This is a genomic window from Streptomyces griseorubiginosus, assembly GCF_017614965.1.
Lineage (GTDB): Bacteria > Actinomycetota > Actinomycetes > Streptomycetales > Streptomycetaceae > Streptomyces > Streptomyces griseorubiginosus_B.
The window spans coordinates 1-18,014 of sequence record NZ_WVUG01000052.1; the positions used below are offsets into that span (position 1 = coordinate 1).

Genomic DNA, 18,014 nt, shown 5'->3' on the forward strand with positions numbered 1-18,014 from the left:
CCTCCCGCTACGGCGTCAGCGCCGACCGCCCCCAGCCCCAGCAACGCTGGCTGCCGGAGGCGTGGAACGGGCAGGCGTGGCAGCTGTGCGGCACCCCGAGGCGGGACCGGCGCGAGGCCGAGCTGTATCTCGCCGCCCAGCGTCGCGGGCCGCGCCCCGCCATGGCGTACCGGCTCGTGCACGAGTTCACCGACTACGAGGTGCTGCGGGTGTGGGGCACCCCGGTGCACGTCGACATCGAGCCGCTGGGGAACCTCTAGGGCCGGAGAAGGGGCAACACGGCTCGGCTACCCGCTCAAGCCCAGAGAGCTTGCTTGAAGCAACGAACCGCGCACCATCAGGCCGCCCCCGGCCTCCACATCGTCGTCACCACCTGGCCGCCGGGGAGGGTGATCCGGTCCCGGGCGGTGAAGCCGACGCTCTCGTACCGCTCGAGATTGGCGGGATTGGTCGACTCCAGGTAGGCGGGCGCGCCCAACTCGTCGATGCGGGCGAGGCTTTCGGACAGCAGGCCCATCCCGAGGCCCTTGCCCCGGTGATCGGTGTGGGTGCCGAGGATGGTGAGGTGGAAGAACGGCTCGGCCGGGTGCGCCTCCTCGAACAGCTCCCCGACCTCCATGATCCCCCGGGCGGTGACGGGGTCGGTGGCCTCGGCCAACCGCCCCTCCAGACCGTCCATTTCGTCCTGCGTCAGCTCGACACCGCCCGGCGGGATCCACAGGGCGGCGGCCTCGACGTCCGGGGTCACCAGGGTCCAGGGGTAGCGCAGGGCGGAGATGGCGTAGATCCGCCACATCACGGCCGCCTGCTCCGCCCGCCGCCCCTCGTCGGGGAAGGCCGGTCCCCACACGGGGTCATGGAGGAAGGCGGAGGTGAAGGTGGCGACGATGCCGTCGACGTCGGAGGGCGCGGCGGAGCGGGCGAAGGTCATGCGGTCATCCTCCACCCGTCCGGGGGGCGCGGTCCCTGGTCCGCCGCTCAAGGTCCGCCGCTCAAGGTCCCAGGCTCCAAGTCCCATGTCTGGTCCCATGTTTCTGGTCCCATCTTTCTGGTCCCCTGCTTCTGGTCCATGCTTCTGGTCCCAGGGACGTGCGCCCCACCGGATCGCCCCCGGCGTCAGCTCAGCGAGCGCAGCGCCGTCGCGTCGTAGGGGCGGAGCTCCTCGAAGCGGCCGGCCAGCACCTTCGTCGCCCACTCGGGGTCCTGGAGCAGCGCCCGGCCGACGGCGACCAGGTCGTACTCCTCCCGCTCCAGGCTGTCCAGCAGGTCGTCGATGCCGCGGACCGGCGAACCCTCGCCCGCGAAGCCGCGGATGAAGTCCCCGTCGAGACCGACCGAGCCCACCGTGATCGCCGGCTTGCCGGTCAGCTTCTTCGTCCACCCGGCCAGATTCAGGTCGGCGCCCTCGAACTCGGGCAGCCAGTAGCGGCGCGTGGACGCGTGGAACGCGTCGACGCCGGCCGCGGCCAGCGGCGCGAGCACCGCCTCCAGCTCCTCCGGCGTCTCGGCGAGCCGCGCGTCGTAGTTGTCCGACTTCCACTGCGAGTACCGGAAGATGACCGGGAACTCCGGCGACACCGTCTCCCGTACGGCCGCCACGATCTCCGCCGCGAACTTCGTACGGGCGACCCGGTCACCGCCGTACGCGTCGCCACGCCGGTTGGTGCCGGCCCACAGGAACTGGTCGATCAGGTAGCCGTGCGCGCCGTGCAGCTCCACGCCGTCGAACCCGATGCGCTCCGCCGCGGCCGCGGCCTCGGCGAACGCGCCGATGACGTCGTCGATGTCGCGCTGGGTCATCGCGGCGCCCTTGCCCTCGGTGCCGTCGAGGCGGATGCCGGAGGGACCGACGGCGGGCGCGTCGGCGTACGGCGCCTGACCCTGCTCGCGCACCATGCCGATGTGCCACAGCTGCGGCACGATCGTGCCGCCCGCCGCGTGCACCGCCTCGGCGACCTTCTGCCAGCCCGCGAGCTGCTCCTCACCGTGGAAGCGCGGGACGCGGTCGCTGCTCCCGGCCGACTCGTGGCCGACGTAGGTGCCCTCGGTGACGATCAGACCGACCCCGGCGGCGGCCCGGCGGGAGTAGTACGACGCGACGTCCTCGCCGGGGACTCCGCCCGGGGAGAACTGGCGGGTCATCGGCGCCATCACGATGCGGTTGGGGACGGTCAGGCCGTTGATCGCGGTGGGCCGGGACAGGATCTCGGCGGCGCGGGAGGTGGTGGTCACGCGGGGAAACCTCTCGGTATGTGCATACGCATAAACACTGCCTCAGCGTCAACCGCCCCACGCGTCACGGCATTTCCGGCTGCCCTGTGACCCCGGACACGCCGAAGGGCGGCACCCCCTGCCGGAGCAGGAAGTGCCGCCCTCCGTAAGGACGTTGATCAACCGGGACCGAGGCCCCGAGGCCGATCAGAAGTCCATGTCACCGCCCGGCATGCCGCCACCGGCGGGCGCGGCGGCCTTCTCCGGCTTGTCGGCGATGACGGCCTCGGTGGTGAGGAAGAGCGCGGCGATGGAGGCGGCGTTCTGCAGGGCAGAGCGGGTCACCTTCGCCGGGTCGATGATGCCTTCCTTGACCAGGTCGACGTACTCGCCGGTCGCGGCGTTGAGGCCGTGACCCGGGGTGAGGTTGCGGACCTTCTCCACCACGACGCCGCCCTCGAGGCCGGCGTTGACGGCGATCTGCTTCAGCGGCGCCTCGAGCGCGAGCTTCACGGCCTGGGCGCCGGTCGCCTCGTCACCCTCGAGCTCCAGCTTCTCGAAGACCTGGGAGGCCTGCAGCAGGGCCACGCCACCACCGGCGACGATGCCCTCCTCGACGGCGGCCTTCGCGTTGCGGACGGCGTCCTCGATGCGGTGCTTGCGCTCCTTGAGCTCCACCTCGGTGGCGGCACCGGCCTTGATGACCGCGACACCGCCGGCGAGCTTCGCCAGGCGCTCCTGCAGCTTCTCGCGGTCGTAGTCCGAGTCGCTGTTCTCGATCTCGGCGCGGATCTGGTTCACGCGGCCGGCGACCTGGTCGCTGGCGCCGGCACCGTCGACGATGGTGGTCTCGTCCTTGGTGATGACCACCTTGCGGGCCTTGCCCAGCAGGTCGAGGGTGGCGTTCTCCAGCTTGAGGCCGACCTCCTCGGAGATGACCTCGCCGCCCGTGAGGATGGCGATGTCGCCGAGCATGGCCTTGCGGCGGTCGCCGAAGCCCGGGGCCTTGACGGCGACGGACTTGAAGGTGCCGCGGATCTTGTTGACGACCAGGGTCGACAGGGCCTCGCCCTCGACGTCCTCGGCGATGATCAGCAGCGGCTTGCCCGACTGCATGACCTTCTCCAGGAGCGGGAGCAGGTCCTTGACCGCGGAGATCTTGGAGTTGGCGATCAGGATGTACGGGTCGTCGAGGACGGCCTCCATACGCTCCATGTCGGTGGCGAAGTACGCCGAGATGTAGCCCTTGTCGAAGCGCATACCCTCGGTGAGCTCGAGCTCCAGACCGAAGGTCTGGGACTCCTCGACGGTGATGACGCCTTCCTTGCCGACCTTGTCCATGGCCTCGGCGATGAGCTCGCCGATCTGGGTGTCGGCGGCGGAGATGGAGGCCGTGGAGGCGATCTGCTCCTTGGTCTCGACATCCTTCGCCTGCTCGAGCAGGGCACCGGAGACGGCCTCGACGGCCTTCTCGATACCGCGCTTGAGGGCCATCGGGTTGGCGCCGGCGGCTACGTTGCGCAGGCCCTCCTTGACCAGGGCCTGGGCGAGCACGGTCGCGGTGGTCGTACCGTCACCGGCGACGTCGTCCGTCTTCTTGGCGACTTCCTTGACCAGCTCGGCGCCGATCTTCTCGTACGGGTCCTCGAGCTCGATCTCCTTGGCGATGGAGACACCATCGTTGGTGATCGTGGGGGCGCCCCACTTCTTCTCGAGGACGACGTTGCGGCCCTTGGGGCCGAGCGTCACCTTCACGGCGTCCGCGAGCTGGTTCATGCCGCGCTCGAGGCCGCGCCGCGCCTCCTCGTCGAACGCGATGATCTTGGCCATGTGAAGTGGTCCCTCCAGGACTGGGGGTGATTCCTTCGGACCGCGCCCGCGCCCGCGACGGACGGCTCGCCGACCCGTGGGTTCCTTGCCCCACCCGGCCTGCGGGCCTCACCGACCCGGTCCTTCTTTGTCACTCTCACCTTCAGAGTGCTAACGCCAATGATTAGCACTCGCCCCTGCCGAGTGCAAGCGCCTCCCGGGTACTGGGCAGGTCTCGCAGGGGATCCGGGGCCACCTGACGCAGACATGCCGAAGGGCCCGTACCCATGACTCCCCATGGGGTACGAGCCCTTCGAAGAAAACAGAAGAACGACGCTGCGATCTACCCGGCGCGTGCTTCAGCTGGTCGCGAGTCGGACCATGTCCGCCTGCGGCCCCTTCTGACCCTGCGAGATCTCGAAATCGACCCGCTGGCCCTCTTCCAGGGTGCGGTACCCGTCCATCTGGATGGCGCTGTAGTGGACGAAAACATCCGCACCACCGTCGACCGCGATGAAGCCGTACCCCTTCTCCGCGTTGAACCACTTGACGGTGCCCTGAGCCATGCCTAACTCCCCTATTACTGGCCCTTGCACAGACCCGCACTTCGCGGGTCCGGGTCAGACCTCACCCCCCACGGTTTGGGGGCGTGCGCCGGAACGCGTCGACCGCGGCTGAATGTATCTGTCCAACTGCCGTCTGCAACAGGTCAATCGGACGAGAATTCTGGACGTCAGGGGTCCGGAATGTAGTGAGAATTCGCCCGAATTCAGGGCAAGTCGGGCCCCATAAAGGGCGCATAAGACGCAAAAGACGTGCACACTTTGGCTACTTCTCATCGCATCCGGAGGCGGTACTCATATGCGTTCGGCATGCGGGAGGCAGCAGGTTCCCCAACTGTACCGTGCTCAACCATGCAGAATTGCCCCCTCCGTTTCTCTCACGGAGGAGGCAATTCGATGAACACTCGGTAATCGCTGTTACCGACGGTAATGATCGGTCATCCGGTCAGCCACCGGCGACCGCGGGAATGATCGAGACACCCGCACCGTCCGGCGTGGCCGTCTCCAGCCCCTGCTCGAACCGCACGTCGTCGTCGTTGACGTACACGTTGACGAACCGCCGCAGCTTGCCCTGGTCGTCGAGGACCCGGGCGGCGATCCCCGTGTGGTTCTTCTCCAGATCGGCGATGACCTCGGCCAGGGTCGCGCCCTCGGCGCTCACCTCGGCCTGACCGCCGGTGTAGGTGCGCAGGATGGTGGGGATGCGGACGTTGACGCTCATGCTGATGACCTCCGGTCAGGACGGCGCCCCGTAAGGGGCGCGAGGCTGGGTTGGATGTGCGGCCGCCGCGTGGGCGCGACCAGCCCCCGCGGCCCGCAGACGAACAATTACCTGCTTACGCCAGCCCAGCTTCCCGGAAGGACTCCAGGTTCGGGCGGATCGTCGCGGTGAGCCCCGTGCCGGCCACCGCGTCCAAGGTCTTCAGCCCGTCGCCGGTGTTGAGGACGACGGTGGTGAGGCTCGGATCCAGCACACCGTCCTCGATCAGCTTCTTCGTCACGCCGACGGTCACCCCGCCGGCGGTCTCCGCGAAGATGCCCTCGGTCCGGGCGAGCAACTTGATCGCGTCGACGATCTGCTCGTCGTTCACGTCCTCCACCGCCCCGCCGGTACGCCGCGCGATGTCCAGGACGTACGGGCCGTCCGCCGGGTTGCCGATGGCCAGCGACTTGGCGATGGTGTTCGGCTTCTGCGGCCGGACCACGTCGTGCCCCGCCTTGTACGCGACGGAGACCGGGCTGCACCCCTCGGCCTGCGCGCCGAAGATCTTGTACGGCTTGTCCTCGACGAGCCCGAGCCTGATCAGCTCCTGCAGCCCCTTGTCGATCTTCGTCAGCTGCGATCCGGAGGCGATCGGCACCACCAGCTGGTCGGGCAGCTTCCAGCCGAGCTGCTCGCAGATCTCGTACGCCAGGGTCTTGGAGCCCTCCGCGTAGTACGGCCGCAGGTTGACGTTGACGAAGCCCCAGCCCTCGCCGGCCGGGTCGCCGATCAGCTCGGAGCAGAAGCGGTTCACGTCGTCGTAGTTGCCCTCGATGCCGACGAGCTCACCGCCGTAGACCGCGGCCATGACGACCTTGCCCTGCTCCAGGTCGTGCGGGATGAACACGCAGGAGCGGAAGCCGGCCCGGGCGGCGGCGGCGCCGACCGCGCCCGCGAGGTTGCCGGTGGAGGAGCAGGAGAGGGTGGTGAAGCCGAAGGCGCGCGCGGCCTCCAGGGCCTGGGCGACGACACGGTCCTTGAAGGAGTGCGTCGGATTGCCGGAGTCGTCCTTGACGTACAGGCCGCCGGTCACGCCCAGCTCGCGGGCGAGGTTGTCGGCCTTGACGAGCTTGGTCCAGCCGGGGTTGATGTTCGGCTTGGTGGCCACGTCCGCCGGGACGGGCAGCAGCGGCGCGTAACGCCAGATGTTCGAAGGTCCCGCTTCGATCCGCTTGCGGAGTTCCTCGGTGTCGTAGGCCGAGAAGTCGTACGCGATCTCGAGCGGGCCGAAACACTCCTCGCAGGCGAAGACCGGGCCGAGCGGTACCCGGTGGCCGCATTCGCGGCAGCTCAGCGCCGCGGCGGGACCGAGGTCGACGGTCCGGGAGTCGGTGGTGCTTGCAACAGTCTGCGCAGCCATGTGAGGCGAGGCCCTTTCTCCTCATCTTCCTCACGACGCATCTCGCCGTGAGACGGATTTGGCACCTTCCCTAGCCGGGAGCCTCGCGGAATGATCAACGTCGATCTACGAGACCGGCTGGAGGGTTGCCGGGGCTTCATCGGGCCGTGTCCCTCTGCCCCTCTGGATGAGCGGTATTCGGTTGTACGTTCAATGACCTCGGACATGCGATGGTCATCGACGTTGTTCAAGACTGTAACCGAAGGCCAGGACAGTTGAGAGAGTCGTCCGAACCGCGAGACAAGTGAGGAGCCGCCTACGTGCTGGAAGAAGTCGAGCGCTGGCTGAGCACCCGCTCCTGGTCCGTCACCGACCGACCGCTCCACCAGATCCTGGCCGCAAAACAACGCACGGGCCGGACGGTGTCCGTCGTGCTGCCCGCGCTGAACGAGGAGGAGACGGTCGGCGACATCGTCGCGATCATCCGTCACGACCTGATGCAGCAGGTCCCCCTGGTCGACGAGATCGTGGTCGTCGACTCCGGCTCCACCGACCGCACGTCGGCGGTCGCCGCGTCGGCCGGCGCGCGGGTCGTCCACCGCGACGACATCCTGCCCCGCCTCCCGGCCGTCCCCGGCAAGGGCGAGGTGCTGTGGCGCTCGCTGCTGGTCACCACCGGGGACATCGTCTGCTTCATCGACGCCGACCTGAAGGAGTTCTCCTCCGACTTCGTCTCCGGCATCGTCGGCCCGCTGCTCACCGACCCGGGGATCGACCTGGTCAAGGGCATGTACGACCGCCCGCTCGGCGGCGCGAGGGGCCAGGGCGGCCGGGTCACCGAACTCATGGCCCGCCCGCTGCTCAACATGCACTGGCCGCAACTGGCCGGTTTCGTCCAGCCGCTCGGCGGCGAATACGCGGCCCGGCGCAGCCTGCTGGAACAGCTGCCCTTCCCCGTCGGCTACGGCGTGGAGCTCGGCATGCTGGTCGACGCCCTGCACCTGGTCGGCCTCGACGCCCTCGCCCAGGTCGACGTCGGCGTCCGCAAGCACCGGCACCAGGACGGACAGGCCCTGGGCCGCATGGCCGCGGCCATCTACCGCACGGCCCAGCTCCGGCTCGCCCGCGGCCACCTCATCCGTCCCTCCCTCACCCAGTTCGAGCGGGGCGAGGACGGCTTCGAGCCGCGCACCTATTCGGTGGACACCGAGGAGCGGCCGCCCATGGTGGAGATCGCGGAGTACGCGGAGCGCAAGGTCGCGTAACCCCGCGGAGCGGGCCGTATACGGGGCGAGGCCGTGAACCGGCCATACGTTTGAGTGTTTCCGGGCCGGGCTAGGTTGAGGCGTATGGCTTCCACGCACGGCGCTCATCAGGTGCTGGTCGCGTCCAACCGCGGCCCGGTCTCGTACGAGGTACAGGAGGACGGTTCGCTGGCCGCCAAACGGGGCGGCGGCGGGCTGGTCTCCGGTCTGTCGGCGATCGGGCCCGACGCGGGCGCCCTGTGGGTGTGCTCCGCACTGTCCGACGGCGACCGGGAGGCGGTACGGCAGGGCGTCGGCGAGGAGGGCGTGCGCATGCTCGCCGTCCCGGCCGACGTGCACGCCGACGCCTACAACGGCATCGCCAACTCGGTGCTCTGGTTCGTCCACCACATGCTGTACCAGACCCCGTTGGAGCCGGTCTTCGACGCGGAGTTCCGGCGGCAGTGGGCGTCGTACGAGACGTACAACCGGGCGTTCGCCGAGGCGCTGGCCGAGGAGGCGGCCGAGGGCGCGGCGGTGCTGGTGCAGGACTACCACCTGACGCTGGTGCCGGGGATGCTGCGGGAGCTGCGTCCGGACCTCAGGATCGGTCACTTCTCGCACACGCCGTGGGCGCCGGCGGACTACTTCCGGATGCTGCCGGACGACATCGCCGAGCAGGTGCTGCGCGGCATGCTCGGCGCCGACCGTCTCGGTTTCCTGACCCGGCGCTGGGCGGACGCCTTCACGGCGTGCTGTACGGAACTGGTGGGCGGGCCCGGGAACACCGAGGTCGGCGTGCACGGGCTCGGGGCGGACGCGGACTTCCTGCGCCGGCGCTCGCACGAGGCCGACGTCGACGAGCGGATGGCGGCCCTGCGGGAGGAGATCGGGGCCGGGCGGAAGACGATCGTGCGGGTCGACCGGACCGAGCTGTCGAAGAACATCGTGCGCGGGCTGCTGGCCTACCGGCAGCTGCTCGACGACCACCCGGAGTGGCGGGAGCGGGTCGTGCACGTGGCCTTCGCCTACCCCTCCCGGCAGGACCTCGCCGTGTACCGCGACTACACCGCCGAGGTGCAGCGGCTGGCGGAGGAGATCAACTCCCGGTACGGGACGCCCGGTTGGACGCCGGTCGTGCTGCACGTGAAGGACGACTTCGCGCGCTCGCTGGCCGCCTACCGCCTGGCCGACGTGGCCCTCGTCAACCCCATCCGTGACGGCATGAACCTGGTCGCCAAGGAGGTTCCGGTCGTCTCCGACGACGGCTGCGTCCTGGTGCTGTCCCGCGAGGCCGGCGCCCACGCCGAGCTGGGCGAGGACGCGATCACGGTGAACCCGTACGACGTGATCGGCACGGCGGAGGCGCTGCACACGGCGCTGACCCTGCCGGCGGAGGAGCGGGCCGAGCACAGCAAGCGGCTGGCGGCGGCCGCCACCGCGCTGCCGCCGGCGCAGTGGTTCCTGGACCAGCTGAACGCGCTGGTGGATCAGCCGAGTTGAGCCGCGAGGGCGGACAGCAGGCGTACGACCCCGGCCGGGCCGTCGACCACCAGGTCCGCCCTCTCCCTCAGCTCCGTGACCTCGTCGCTCCCGCTGCACACCAGCAGTCCGGGCACCCCGTCGGAGCGCAGCTTCTCCACCGCCCCGAAGGCCGGGAGGTCGCCCAGGTCGTCGCCGCCGTAGAGGACGGCCCCGGCGGAGATCTCACGGACGTACTCACTCAGGGCCACGCCCTTGTCCATGCCCGGGGGGCGGAGTTCCAGCACCAGCCGGCCGGGCTCCACGATCAGGCCGTGCCGTGCCGCGAGGTCGCCCAGCGGCCCGCGCAACGCCTCGAACGCCGCCTGCGGGTCGCTCGCGCGGCGGGTGTGCACGGCGAGCGCGCGGCCCTTCTCCTCGATCCAGGTGCCCTGCGCCTGCCCCGCGCCGGCCCGGTCGAGGAACCCGGGCAGTTCGGCACGGACGGCGGCGACCCCGGGGTGCGGCGCGGGGGCCGTGACCTCGCCGCTCACGGCGTCCCAGCGCTCGGCGCCGTAGTGGCCGAGGACGACCAGGTGCTCCAGCCCCGGCACGCCCGCGAAGCCGCCGTGCCGGACGGCCACCTGCGCCGGGCGCCCGGTGACGACCGCGACCGCGGCCACCTTCGGGGCGAGCCGCGCCAGCGCGGGAACGGCGTCGGGGTGGGCGCGGGCCTGCTCGGGATCCGCGACGATCGGGGCGAGCGTCCCGTCGAAGTCGAGGCCGATCACGGCCTTCGCGGGATTGGCGAGAATCGCACCGAGTCCGTCCCGCCCAGCCCGGGTGACGGGCGTCGGCAGGGGGTCCGTGTCCGTATGGGTGCCCATACGGCGACCCTAACCGGGATGCGGCAAGACATGCGCGGCGATCGCTGGAGGCGGGCGGGGACGCTCAGCGTTCCGACCGTCGCTGATCGCGCACCCTTCTCAGTCTGTTCACCGTCACCGGGTCGTGGGCCAAGGCGCGCTCGTCGTCCAGGAGGGCGTTGAGCAGCTGGTAGTAGCGGACCGGGGCGAGCCCCAGCTCCTCCCGTATCGCCCGCTCCTTCGCGCCGGGACCCGTGAAACCCCGGCGTTCCAGGGCGAGGACGGCCCGCTCGCGCTCCCCCAGCTGCTCTTCCCGGTCCATGCGACGAACCGTAGCGCCCGCCACTGACAACCGACCCCGGCCAGGGGCCTAGTCGGAGCTCTCCGCCCTGGTCGCCGTGGACTGCAGCTGGCCGAGGACGGCCGCCGGGCTGCCGTCCGGGGCGACCGCCTGGCCTATGCGCTGTTTGACCGCCGCGCTGACCGCCGCCCAGGACGTCTTGCCGACCGGCGGCAGCTCGGACTGCGGAAGCTCGTCCAGGAACGGCTTGAGCGCGGCGTCCCGCTGGTCGCCGCTCATCGCGTCGGACGCGGAGTTGGTGACCGGCAGCAGGTCGTACTCGCGGGAGAAGGCGAGAACGTTCTTCTCGCTGTAGACGAAGTCCAGGAAGTCACCGACCTGCTCGGCGTGGCCGTTCTTCTTGAAGGCCATCATCCAGTCGGCCACACCCATCGCCGTCGTGCTCGGCCCGTCTGCGCCGGGCATCGGCACCATGCCGAACTTCACGCCCTTCTTCGCGGCGATCTTCATCAGCGAGGGGTGCCCGTTGAGCATGCCGACCTCCCCCTTCGCGAAGGCCGCGAACGCGTCGGCCCGGTTGAGCTTGCCCGGCGCCACCGGACCGGTCAGCCCCTTGCCGACCAGGTCGTCCTTGAGCCAGTTGAGGGTGGCGACGTTCTCCGCCGAGTCGATGCCGTACGTGCCGACGGTGTCGGTGTAGCCGCCCCCGCCGCTGAGCATCCACTGCATGGTCTCGGCCTGCGCCTCCTCCGGCCCGAGCGGCAGCGCGTACGGGTACGTCACGCCCCGCGCCTTGAGCACCTCGGCGTCGGCGGCGAGCTGCTTCCAGGTCTTCGGCGCGCTGAGCCCGGCGTTCTTGAAGAGGGTCTTGTTGTAGAACAGCAGCCGGGTGGAGGCCGCGAACGGCATCCCGTACTGCACGCTCTTGACCTGCCCGGCGGTGGCCAGCTGGGAGGCGAAGTCGGCCTGGGTGCTGATGGAGAGCAGGTCGTCCGCCGAGTAGAGCAGGCCCTTGTCGGCGTAGTCGGCGTACGCGCCGATCTGCGCCAGGTCGGGCGCCTTGCCGTCGTCGACCATCTCCTTGACCTTGCGGTCGACGTCGTTCCAGGAGTAGACGGTGACGTCGATCTTCACACCGGCGTGCTTCGCCTCGTACTCCTCGACCAGCCGGTCCCAGTACTTCTGCGAGCTGTTGGCGGCGGAGTCGCCGTAGTCCGCCGCGACCAGTCTCAGGGTCACGTCTCCCGAACCGCCGGTGACACCGCAGCCGCCCAGGGCCGCCGTCATCCCCAGCGCGGCGACCGCCGCGACCGTTCCCGTCCTGCGCCGCTGCACTGCTATGCCACGCCCCAACTGTCTCGCCGTTCAATATGTGGACCGTTTTAAGGTCTACACCACGTAAGTGGACTAGACCTCTCGCGGGTCAGCGGGTCACACTACATCCCGTGAGACATGTCATCGCCCTCGATGTGGGCGGAACCGGGATGAAGGCCGCGCTCGTCGGCGCCGGCGGCGAGCTGCTGCACCAGGCCCGCCGGGCGACCGGACGCGAACGCGGCCCGGACGCCGTGGTCGAGGGCATCCTCGACTTCGCCGCCGAGCTGCGCGCCCACGGCGCCGACCGCTTCGGCGAACCCGCCACCGCGGCCGGCGTGGCCGTCCCGGGCATCGTCGACGAGCCGCGGGGCGTGGCCGCGTACTCGGCCAACCTCGGCTGGCGGGACGTACCCCTGCGCGACCTGCTGTCCCGGCGGCTCGGCGTGCCCGTCGCCCTCGGCCACGACGTGCGCACCGGCGGGCTCGCGGAGGGCCGGATCGGCGCGGGCCGGGGCGCGGACCGCTTCCTCTTCGTCCCCCTCGGCACCGGCATCGCGGGCGCCATCGGCATCGCGGGCCGGGTGGAGGCGGGCGCGCACGGCTTCGCGGGCGAGATCGGTCACATCGTCGTACGGCCCGGGGGCGCCCCCTGTCCGTGCGGTCAGGCCGGCTGCCTGGAGCGGTACGCCTCCGCGGCGGCCGTCAGCGAGGCCTGGGCCGCCGCGGCCGGTGACCCCGGCGCGGATGCCGCCGACTGCGCGAAGGCCGTCGCGTCCGGCGACCCGAACGCCGTCCGGGTCTGGCAGGAGGCGGTCGACGCGCTCGCCGACGGCCTGGTCACCGCCCTCACCCTGCTGGACCCGCGCACGCTGATCATCGGCGGCGGACTCGCGGAGGCGGGGGAAACCCTGTTCACACCGCTGCGGGAGGCCGTCGGGCGCCGGGTGACCTTCCAGAAGCTGCCGTCGATCGTCCCCGCGGCGCTGGGGGACGCGGCGGGCTGTCTCGGCGCCGGGCTGCTGGCCTGGGACCTCCTCGACTCAACCGACCTCACGACAACCGACCGCACCACAACCGACCGCACGGAGGTAACCACCTGATGGGTTCTACCAAGGTTCTCGCCGGTGCCCGGGTGGTGCTGCCTTCGGGGGTCGTCCAGGACGGCCGGGTCGTCGTCGAGGGCACGCGGATCGCGGCCACGGCTCCGGAGAACGCCGAGGTCGTCGACGTATCGGGACACTGGCTGGTGCCGGGGTTCGTCGACATCCACAACCATGGCGGGGGTGGGGCGTCCTTCACCTCGGGCACGGTCGACGAGGTGCTGCACGGCATCCACACCCACCGGCTGCACGGCACGACCACCCTCGTGGCCTCGACGGTCACCGGTGACATGGACTTCCTCGCCCAGCGGGCCGGGCTGCTGAGCGAACTCGCCGAGCAGGGTGACATCGCCGGCATCCACTTCGAGGGCCCCTTCATCTCGCCCTGCCGCAAGGGGGCCCACTCCGAGGAACTGTTGCGCGACCCCGACCCCGCGGCGGTCCGCAAGCTGGTCGACGCCGCGCGCGGCAGGGCGAAGATGGTCACCCTCGCGACCGAACTCCCCGGAGGCATCGACTCCGTACGGCTGCTCGCCGAGCAGGGGGTGATCGCGGCGATCGGTCACACGGACGCCACGTACGAGCAGACCGTGGAGGCGATCGACGCGGGGGCGACGGTCGCGACGCACCTGTTCAACGCGATGCCGCCGATCGGTCACCGTGCCCCGGGTCCGATCACCGCCCTTCTGGAGGACGAGCGGATCACGGTCGAGCTCATCGACGACGGGACCCATCTGCATCCGGCCTCGCTCCAGTTGGCCTTCCACCACGCCGGCGCGGGCCGGGTCGCCTTCATCACGGACGCGATGGACGCGGCTGGTTTCGGCGACGGGCGCTACATGCTGGGCCCCCTGGAGGTCGAGGTCAGCGAGGGCGTGGCGCGGCTGGTGGAGGGCGGCTCCATCGCCGGGTCGACGCTCACGCTGGACCGTGCGTTCAAGCGGGCGGTCACCGTGGACGGGCTGTCCGTCGAGGACGTGGTGGCCGCGATCTCGGCGAACCCGGCCCGGCTGCTCGGCATGGACGACCGGATCGGTTCGCTGGCGGCCGGCAAGGACGCCGACCTGGTGGTTCTTGACCATCAATTCGACCTCAAAGGCGTGATGCGGCGGGGTGAATGGGTGGTCGATCCGCAACTGGGGTGATGTGTCCGGCTGTTGGGAGCGACGGTCGTCCTGTGAAAATAGGACGACCACGTTCTGCATGTCTTTCTCCGGGGGAGGTCGGCCCAGGTGATCCTCACGGTCACACTGAACACCGCTCTCGACATCACGTACCGCGTCCGGGCGCTGCGTCCGCACACCTCGCACCGGGTGACCGACGTGACGGAACGCCCCGGCGGCAAGGGCCTGAACGTGGCCCGGGTGCTGGCGGCCCTCGGCCATGAGGTGACGGTCACCGGCTTCACGGGCGGCGCGACCGGCCGCACGGTGCAGGAGCAACTGACCGCCACGCCCGGACTGGTGGACGCACTCGTCCCCGTCGCCGGCCCGACCCGGCGCACGATCGCCGTCGTCGACACGACCTCCGGCGACACGACCCAGCTCAACGAACCGGGCCCGACGGTCACGCCCTCCGAGTGGTCGGCCTTCCAGGACGTGTTCGAGGACCTGCTGCCCTCCATGTCGGCGGTGGCCCTGTGCGGCAGCCTGCCGCCGGGGGTGCCGGTGGGGGCGTACGCGGTCCTGATCCGCCTCGCCCGGTCCGCCGGGGTCCCCGTACTCCTCGACACGAGCGGCGAGCCCCTGCGCCGGGGTGTGGCCGCCCGCCCCGACCTGATCAAACCGAACGCCGACGAACTGGCCGAACTCACCGGCTCCCACGAACCGCTGCGCGCCACCCAGGACGCCCGCCGACGAGGAGCGACGGCGGTCGTCACCTCCCTCGGCTCGGACGGCCTCCTCGCGGCCACCCCGGAGGGCCGCTGGCGGGCCACCCCACCGACCCACCTCCACGGCAACCCGACCGGCGCCGGCGACTCCGCGGTGGCGGGCCTCCTGTCCGGCCTGGTCGAACAACTCCCTTGGCCGGCCCGCCTGTCCCGAGCGGTCGCCCTGTCAGCGGCAACGGTACTGGCCCCGACGGCGGGCGACTTCGACCGCGGGACGTACGAGGAGCTGGTGGGGCGGGTCGCGGTGGAAGAGGAGACACGGGCAGCGTGACGGCCGCCGTCTGAGCCCTACTGCACCCAGAGCTGGTCGATCAGGGCGTTGCACTGGTTGCCCTGGCCGCAGGAGAGGGTCAGGGTGTTGGTGCCCTTGGTCAAGGTCACCGGAGCCCAGGTGGACTGCCAGTTCTTCGCCAGGTCGGTGTCCGACGACTTGATGAAGTTCTTCATGCCGAGCGGCTGTTGGTTGGGCTTGCCGTTGACCGTCAGCGTCGCGTTGGCGTCCACGGCGGGGATGCTGTACTGCACGTAGAGGCGGTACGAGCCGGCCTTCGGGATGTCGACGGTCCAGGTGATCGAAGCGCCGACATTGTTGAACCCCGTCACGTAGGTCCCGCCGTCCGACTTGGCCCCCTTGACGTCCGAGGCCGTGGTCGCGCCACCCCCGAGCTGGAGGTCCTTCGCGTCGGTCTTCGGGAGAGCGGCCGACGCGCTGGCGGTCGCCGATTTACTCGGCTGAGCGCTCTGGGACGTCGACGTCGTCGGCGTGGAGTCGCCGCTCGCCTTGTTGTCCGAGTCGTCCCCGCCCATCATCGCCACGCCGATGCCGATGACCACCGCGGCGACCACCGCTATCGCGCCGATCAGCAGCCCCTTGGTGTTGGGACCACCGCTGCGGCCGCCGCCCGCAGCCCGGGACGCCGGCTGCTGCGGGGCCGTCGGGGCGCCGCCGCCGGGGAAGGTCTCGGGAGCCGCGTAGTGGGCGCTCGGCTGGCCGTACGCACCCTGCTGCTGCGGCACCTGACCGTACGCGGCGGTCTGCTGCTGCGTCGGAGCCGGCTGCCCGTACTGGCGCTGGCCGACCGAACGCACCCGGTTGACGGAGTTCGGGTAGCCGTAACCACCGGACGGCGGCTGGGCGCCGTTGGCCTGCCCATCGGCGTAGAGGTAGCCGAACGGGTCGTCGTCCTCGGGCGTGCTGGCGCCGTTGTTGCCGGACGTCATCCCTTGGTACTCCTAGCGGGTGCGGGTCGGTGCGATACGTGGGGTCAGAATGGCGAGCCTACCCGCTCTCCATGCCCCAAACGGGTGACTCGGATCGCATCGTCCCGCGGATGTGCCCCCTGACCTGGGGGATCATCCCGCTCGTCGGTGCTGTTTGGGACGAGATCGTTTCTCTACGTACATCCGCTCGTCGGCGGACTTCAACACTTCGTCCGCGGTCATGCCGCAGTGTGCCCATCCGATGCCGAAGCTGGCGCCCACCCGCATGGCCCGCCCGTCGACCCGGATGGGCTGGATGATCTCGTTGCGCAGCCGTACGGCGAGGTCCTGGGCGTCGGCCCGGCCGAGCCCGTCGGCGAGGACCACGAACTCGTCGCCGCCGAGACGCGCCACGGTGTCACCGTCGCGCACCCCCCGGGACAGCCGCCGGGCGACCTCGATGAGCACCGCGTCGCCCGCGTTGTGCCCGAACCGGTCGTTGATCGACTTGAAGCCGTCGAGGTCACAGAAGAGCACCGCGAGCCCCTTGGTGCCGTCGTCGCGCTCGCCCTCGGGGGCGACGGTGTGCACATGGTGGTCGTAGCCGTCGAACATCTCGGCGCCGCCCGGCCGGAAGTCGAAGCCGTGGCCGTTCGCGTCGAAGGCGGGGTGGCCGTAGGCCGCGTCCAGGGACTCCAGGGCGCCCGGGTGGGCGGGCCGCTGGCACAGGCGGGAGGACAGGCGCGAGCGGAGCTCGGCGGAGTTCGGCAGGCCGGTGAGGGAGTCGTGGGAGGCGCGGTGGGCGAGATGCAGCTCGCGGCGCTTGCGCTCCTCTATGTCCTCGACGTGGGTGAGCAGGAAGCGGGGGCCGTCGGCGGCGTCCGCGACGACGGAGTTGCGCAGGGAGACCCAGACGTAGGTGCCGTCCCGGCGGCCGAGGCGCAGCTCCGCGCGCCCGCCCTCGGCGGAGGTCCGCAGCAGGGTGCCTATGTCCTCGGGGTGGACGAGGTCGGAGAAGGAGTAACGGCGCATCGCGGAGGCGGGGCGGCCCAGCAGCCGGCACAGGGCGTCGTTGGTGCGCAGTATTCGCCCGTGCTGGTCGCCGCCCATCTCGGCGATGGCCATGCCCGAGGGGGCGTACTCGAAGGCCTGCCGGAAGCTCTCCTCGCTCGCCCTGAGGGCCTGCTGCTCCCTTTCGAGCCTGACCAGTGCACGCTGCATGTTGGCGCGCAGCCGTGCGTTGCTGATCGCGATCGCGGCCTGGAACGCGTACATCTGGAGCGCTTCGCGTCCCCATGCGCCCGGTCGGCGGCCGTTGCGCGGCCGGTCCACGGACAGCACGCCGATCAGCTCGCCGCAGGAGCCGCCCGGCACGCCCGGCGTGTACATGGGCGCGAACAGCCGGTCGGCGGGGTGCCACTCGTCCTCGAAGCGGGGCGCGGGCCCGTCGGTGTACCACTGCGGGACGTCGTCGTCGTCGAGGACCCAGCCCTCGGTGTGCGGTATGAAGACCAGGTCGCCCCAGTGCTCACCCATGGTCAGGCGGCGCTCCCAGGATTCGCGGGAGCCCACCCGGCCGGTGATCAGCGCCTCGGCCGCGGCGTTGCCGGCGAAGGCGGCGACGACGAGGTCGCCGTCGGGGCGGACCAGGTTGACGCACGCCAGCTCGTAACCGAGGCCGTTGACCACACCGTCGGCGACGGTCTGCAGTGTGTCCGCCAGGCTGCGGGCCGTGTTCATATCGGCCATGACCTGGTGCAGTTGTCGCAGAGTCGCAAGACGGACGTAGGGCTCCGACTCGGTCTCCATACTCGCCCTCCCCCCGAGACCTCGCAGCGAATCAAGGGTTCTCATCGGCGTATCGTTCTGGCAGCTTCCCCGCCACTGAATCACAGCGCGCTGCCCACTCGGTACACAGGGTCAACAATTCCCGCCTCTTGTGACTCAAG

The 18,014-nt window shown here is 70.5% G+C and carries 16 protein-coding genes, 1 pseudogene and 1 riboswitch; of the genes and pseudogenes, 6 read left to right on the plus strand and 11 right to left on the minus strand.

Features of this window, described 5'->3' with window-relative positions; genetic code table 11:
• Positions 1-260 (plus strand): annotated as a pseudogene (locus tag GRC12_RS13045) (hypothetical protein); the annotation flags it as partial.
• 77 nt (positions 261-337) lie between these two features.
• On the opposite strand, the gene GRC12_RS13050 reads toward GRC12_RS13045, so the two are convergent.
• From GRC12_RS13050 to thrC, 6 genes are all read right to left on the minus strand, one after another.
• The gene (locus GRC12_RS13050; protein WP_208779394.1) at positions 338-931 is read right to left on the minus strand and encodes a GNAT family N-acetyltransferase; all 594 of its coding nucleotides are present in this window, start codon (positions 929-931) and stop codon (positions 338-340) included.
• 185 nt (positions 932-1,116) lie between these two features.
• A complete protein-coding gene (locus GRC12_RS13055) occupies positions 1,117-2,232 on the minus strand; it encodes an NADH:flavin oxidoreductase (protein ID WP_208779395.1) in 1,116 nt (371 codons plus the stop codon).
• Between the two features lie 186 nt (positions 2,233-2,418).
• Complete coding sequence (gene groL, locus GRC12_RS13060) at positions 2,419-4,041, minus strand: chaperonin GroEL (RefSeq protein ID WP_208779396.1); 1,623 nt, start codon at positions 4,039-4,041, stop codon at positions 2,419-2,421.
• A 338-nt stretch (positions 4,042-4,379) separates the two neighbouring features.
• On the minus strand, positions 4,380-4,586 hold the full coding sequence (locus GRC12_RS13065) for a cold-shock protein (protein WP_019057200.1): 207 nt from the start codon (positions 4,584-4,586) through the stop codon (positions 4,380-4,382).
• Between the two features lie 442 nt (positions 4,587-5,028).
• Entirely contained in the window at positions 5,029-5,304 is a 276-nt protein-coding gene (locus tag GRC12_RS13070) for a MoaD/ThiS family protein (protein ID WP_058924632.1), read from the minus strand.
• Positions 5,305-5,419: 115 nt separating this feature from the next.
• Positions 5,420-6,706 carry a threonine synthase gene (gene thrC / locus GRC12_RS13075; RefSeq protein ID WP_208779397.1) on the minus strand — a complete coding sequence of 429 codons (1,287 nt, stop codon included), beginning with the start codon at positions 6,704-6,706 and terminating at the stop codon, positions 5,420-5,422.
• Between the two features lie 18 nt (positions 6,707-6,724).
• A riboswitch (SAM riboswitch) is annotated at positions 6,725-6,879 on the minus strand.
• Positions 6,880-7,005: 126 nt separating this feature from the next.
• Between thrC and GRC12_RS13080 the strand changes: the two genes are divergently transcribed.
• Together GRC12_RS13080 and GRC12_RS13085 are read left to right on the plus strand one after the other, a co-directional pair.
• Positions 7,006-7,950, plus strand: coding sequence for a glucosyl-3-phosphoglycerate synthase (locus tag GRC12_RS13080; RefSeq protein WP_208779398.1), 945 nt, complete (start codon positions 7,006-7,008; stop codon positions 7,948-7,950).
• A gap of 84 nt (positions 7,951-8,034) precedes the next feature.
• Positions 8,035-9,432, plus strand: a complete 1,398-nt coding sequence (locus GRC12_RS13085) for an alpha,alpha-trehalose-phosphate synthase (UDP-forming) (RefSeq protein WP_208779399.1) — start codon at positions 8,035-8,037, stop codon at positions 9,430-9,432.
• Here GRC12_RS13085 and otsB read toward each other — a convergent pair.
• The 3 genes from otsB to GRC12_RS13100 form a co-directional block, all read right to left on the minus strand.
• On the minus strand, positions 9,420-10,277 hold the full coding sequence (gene otsB / locus GRC12_RS13090) for a trehalose-phosphatase (RefSeq protein ID WP_208779400.1): 858 nt from the start codon (positions 10,275-10,277) through the stop codon (positions 9,420-9,422). The genes GRC12_RS13085 and otsB overlap by 13 nt on opposite strands.
• 64 nt (positions 10,278-10,341) lie before the next feature.
• Positions 10,342-10,578 (minus strand): DUF3263 domain-containing protein, encoded by a 237-nt coding sequence (locus GRC12_RS13095; RefSeq protein ID WP_208779401.1) that lies wholly within the window; start codon positions 10,576-10,578, stop codon positions 10,342-10,344.
• 48 nt (positions 10,579-10,626) lie between these two features.
• A complete protein-coding gene (locus tag GRC12_RS13100) occupies positions 10,627-11,892 on the minus strand; it encodes an ABC transporter substrate-binding protein (RefSeq protein WP_308286542.1) in 1,266 nt (421 codons plus the stop codon).
• A gap of 110 nt (positions 11,893-12,002) precedes the next feature.
• On the opposite strand from GRC12_RS13100, the gene GRC12_RS13105 reads away from it, so the two are divergent.
• The 3 genes from GRC12_RS13105 to GRC12_RS13115 all read left to right on the plus strand — a co-directional run bounded on the left by GRC12_RS13105 (position 12,003) and on the right by GRC12_RS13115 (position 15,136).
• A complete protein-coding gene (locus tag GRC12_RS13105) occupies positions 12,003-12,974 on the plus strand; it encodes an ROK family protein (RefSeq protein ID WP_208779402.1) in 972 nt (323 codons plus the stop codon).
• Positions 12,974-14,119: an N-acetylglucosamine-6-phosphate deacetylase gene (nagA, locus tag GRC12_RS13110; protein WP_208779403.1), complete on the plus strand. Its 1,146-nt coding sequence runs from the start codon at positions 12,974-12,976 to the stop codon at positions 14,117-14,119. Before GRC12_RS13105 ends, nagA begins: the two co-directional genes overlap by 1 nt.
• 87 nt (positions 14,120-14,206) lie before the next feature.
• Positions 14,207-15,136, plus strand: coding sequence for a 1-phosphofructokinase family hexose kinase (locus GRC12_RS13115; RefSeq protein ID WP_208779404.1), 930 nt, complete (start codon positions 14,207-14,209; stop codon positions 15,134-15,136).
• A 17-nt stretch (positions 15,137-15,153) separates the two neighbouring features.
• Here the strand turns inward: GRC12_RS13115 and GRC12_RS13120 are convergent, their stop codons facing one another.
• Positions 15,154-16,086: a CBM35 domain-containing protein gene (locus GRC12_RS13120; protein ID WP_208779405.1), complete on the minus strand. Its 933-nt coding sequence runs from the start codon at positions 16,084-16,086 to the stop codon at positions 15,154-15,156.
• Positions 16,087-16,218: 132 nt separating this feature from the next.
• Positions 16,219-17,874, minus strand: coding sequence for a diguanylate cyclase CdgB (gene cdgB / locus GRC12_RS13125; protein ID WP_208779406.1), 1,656 nt, complete (start codon positions 17,872-17,874; stop codon positions 16,219-16,221).
• Positions 17,875-18,014: the final 140 nt, after the last annotated feature.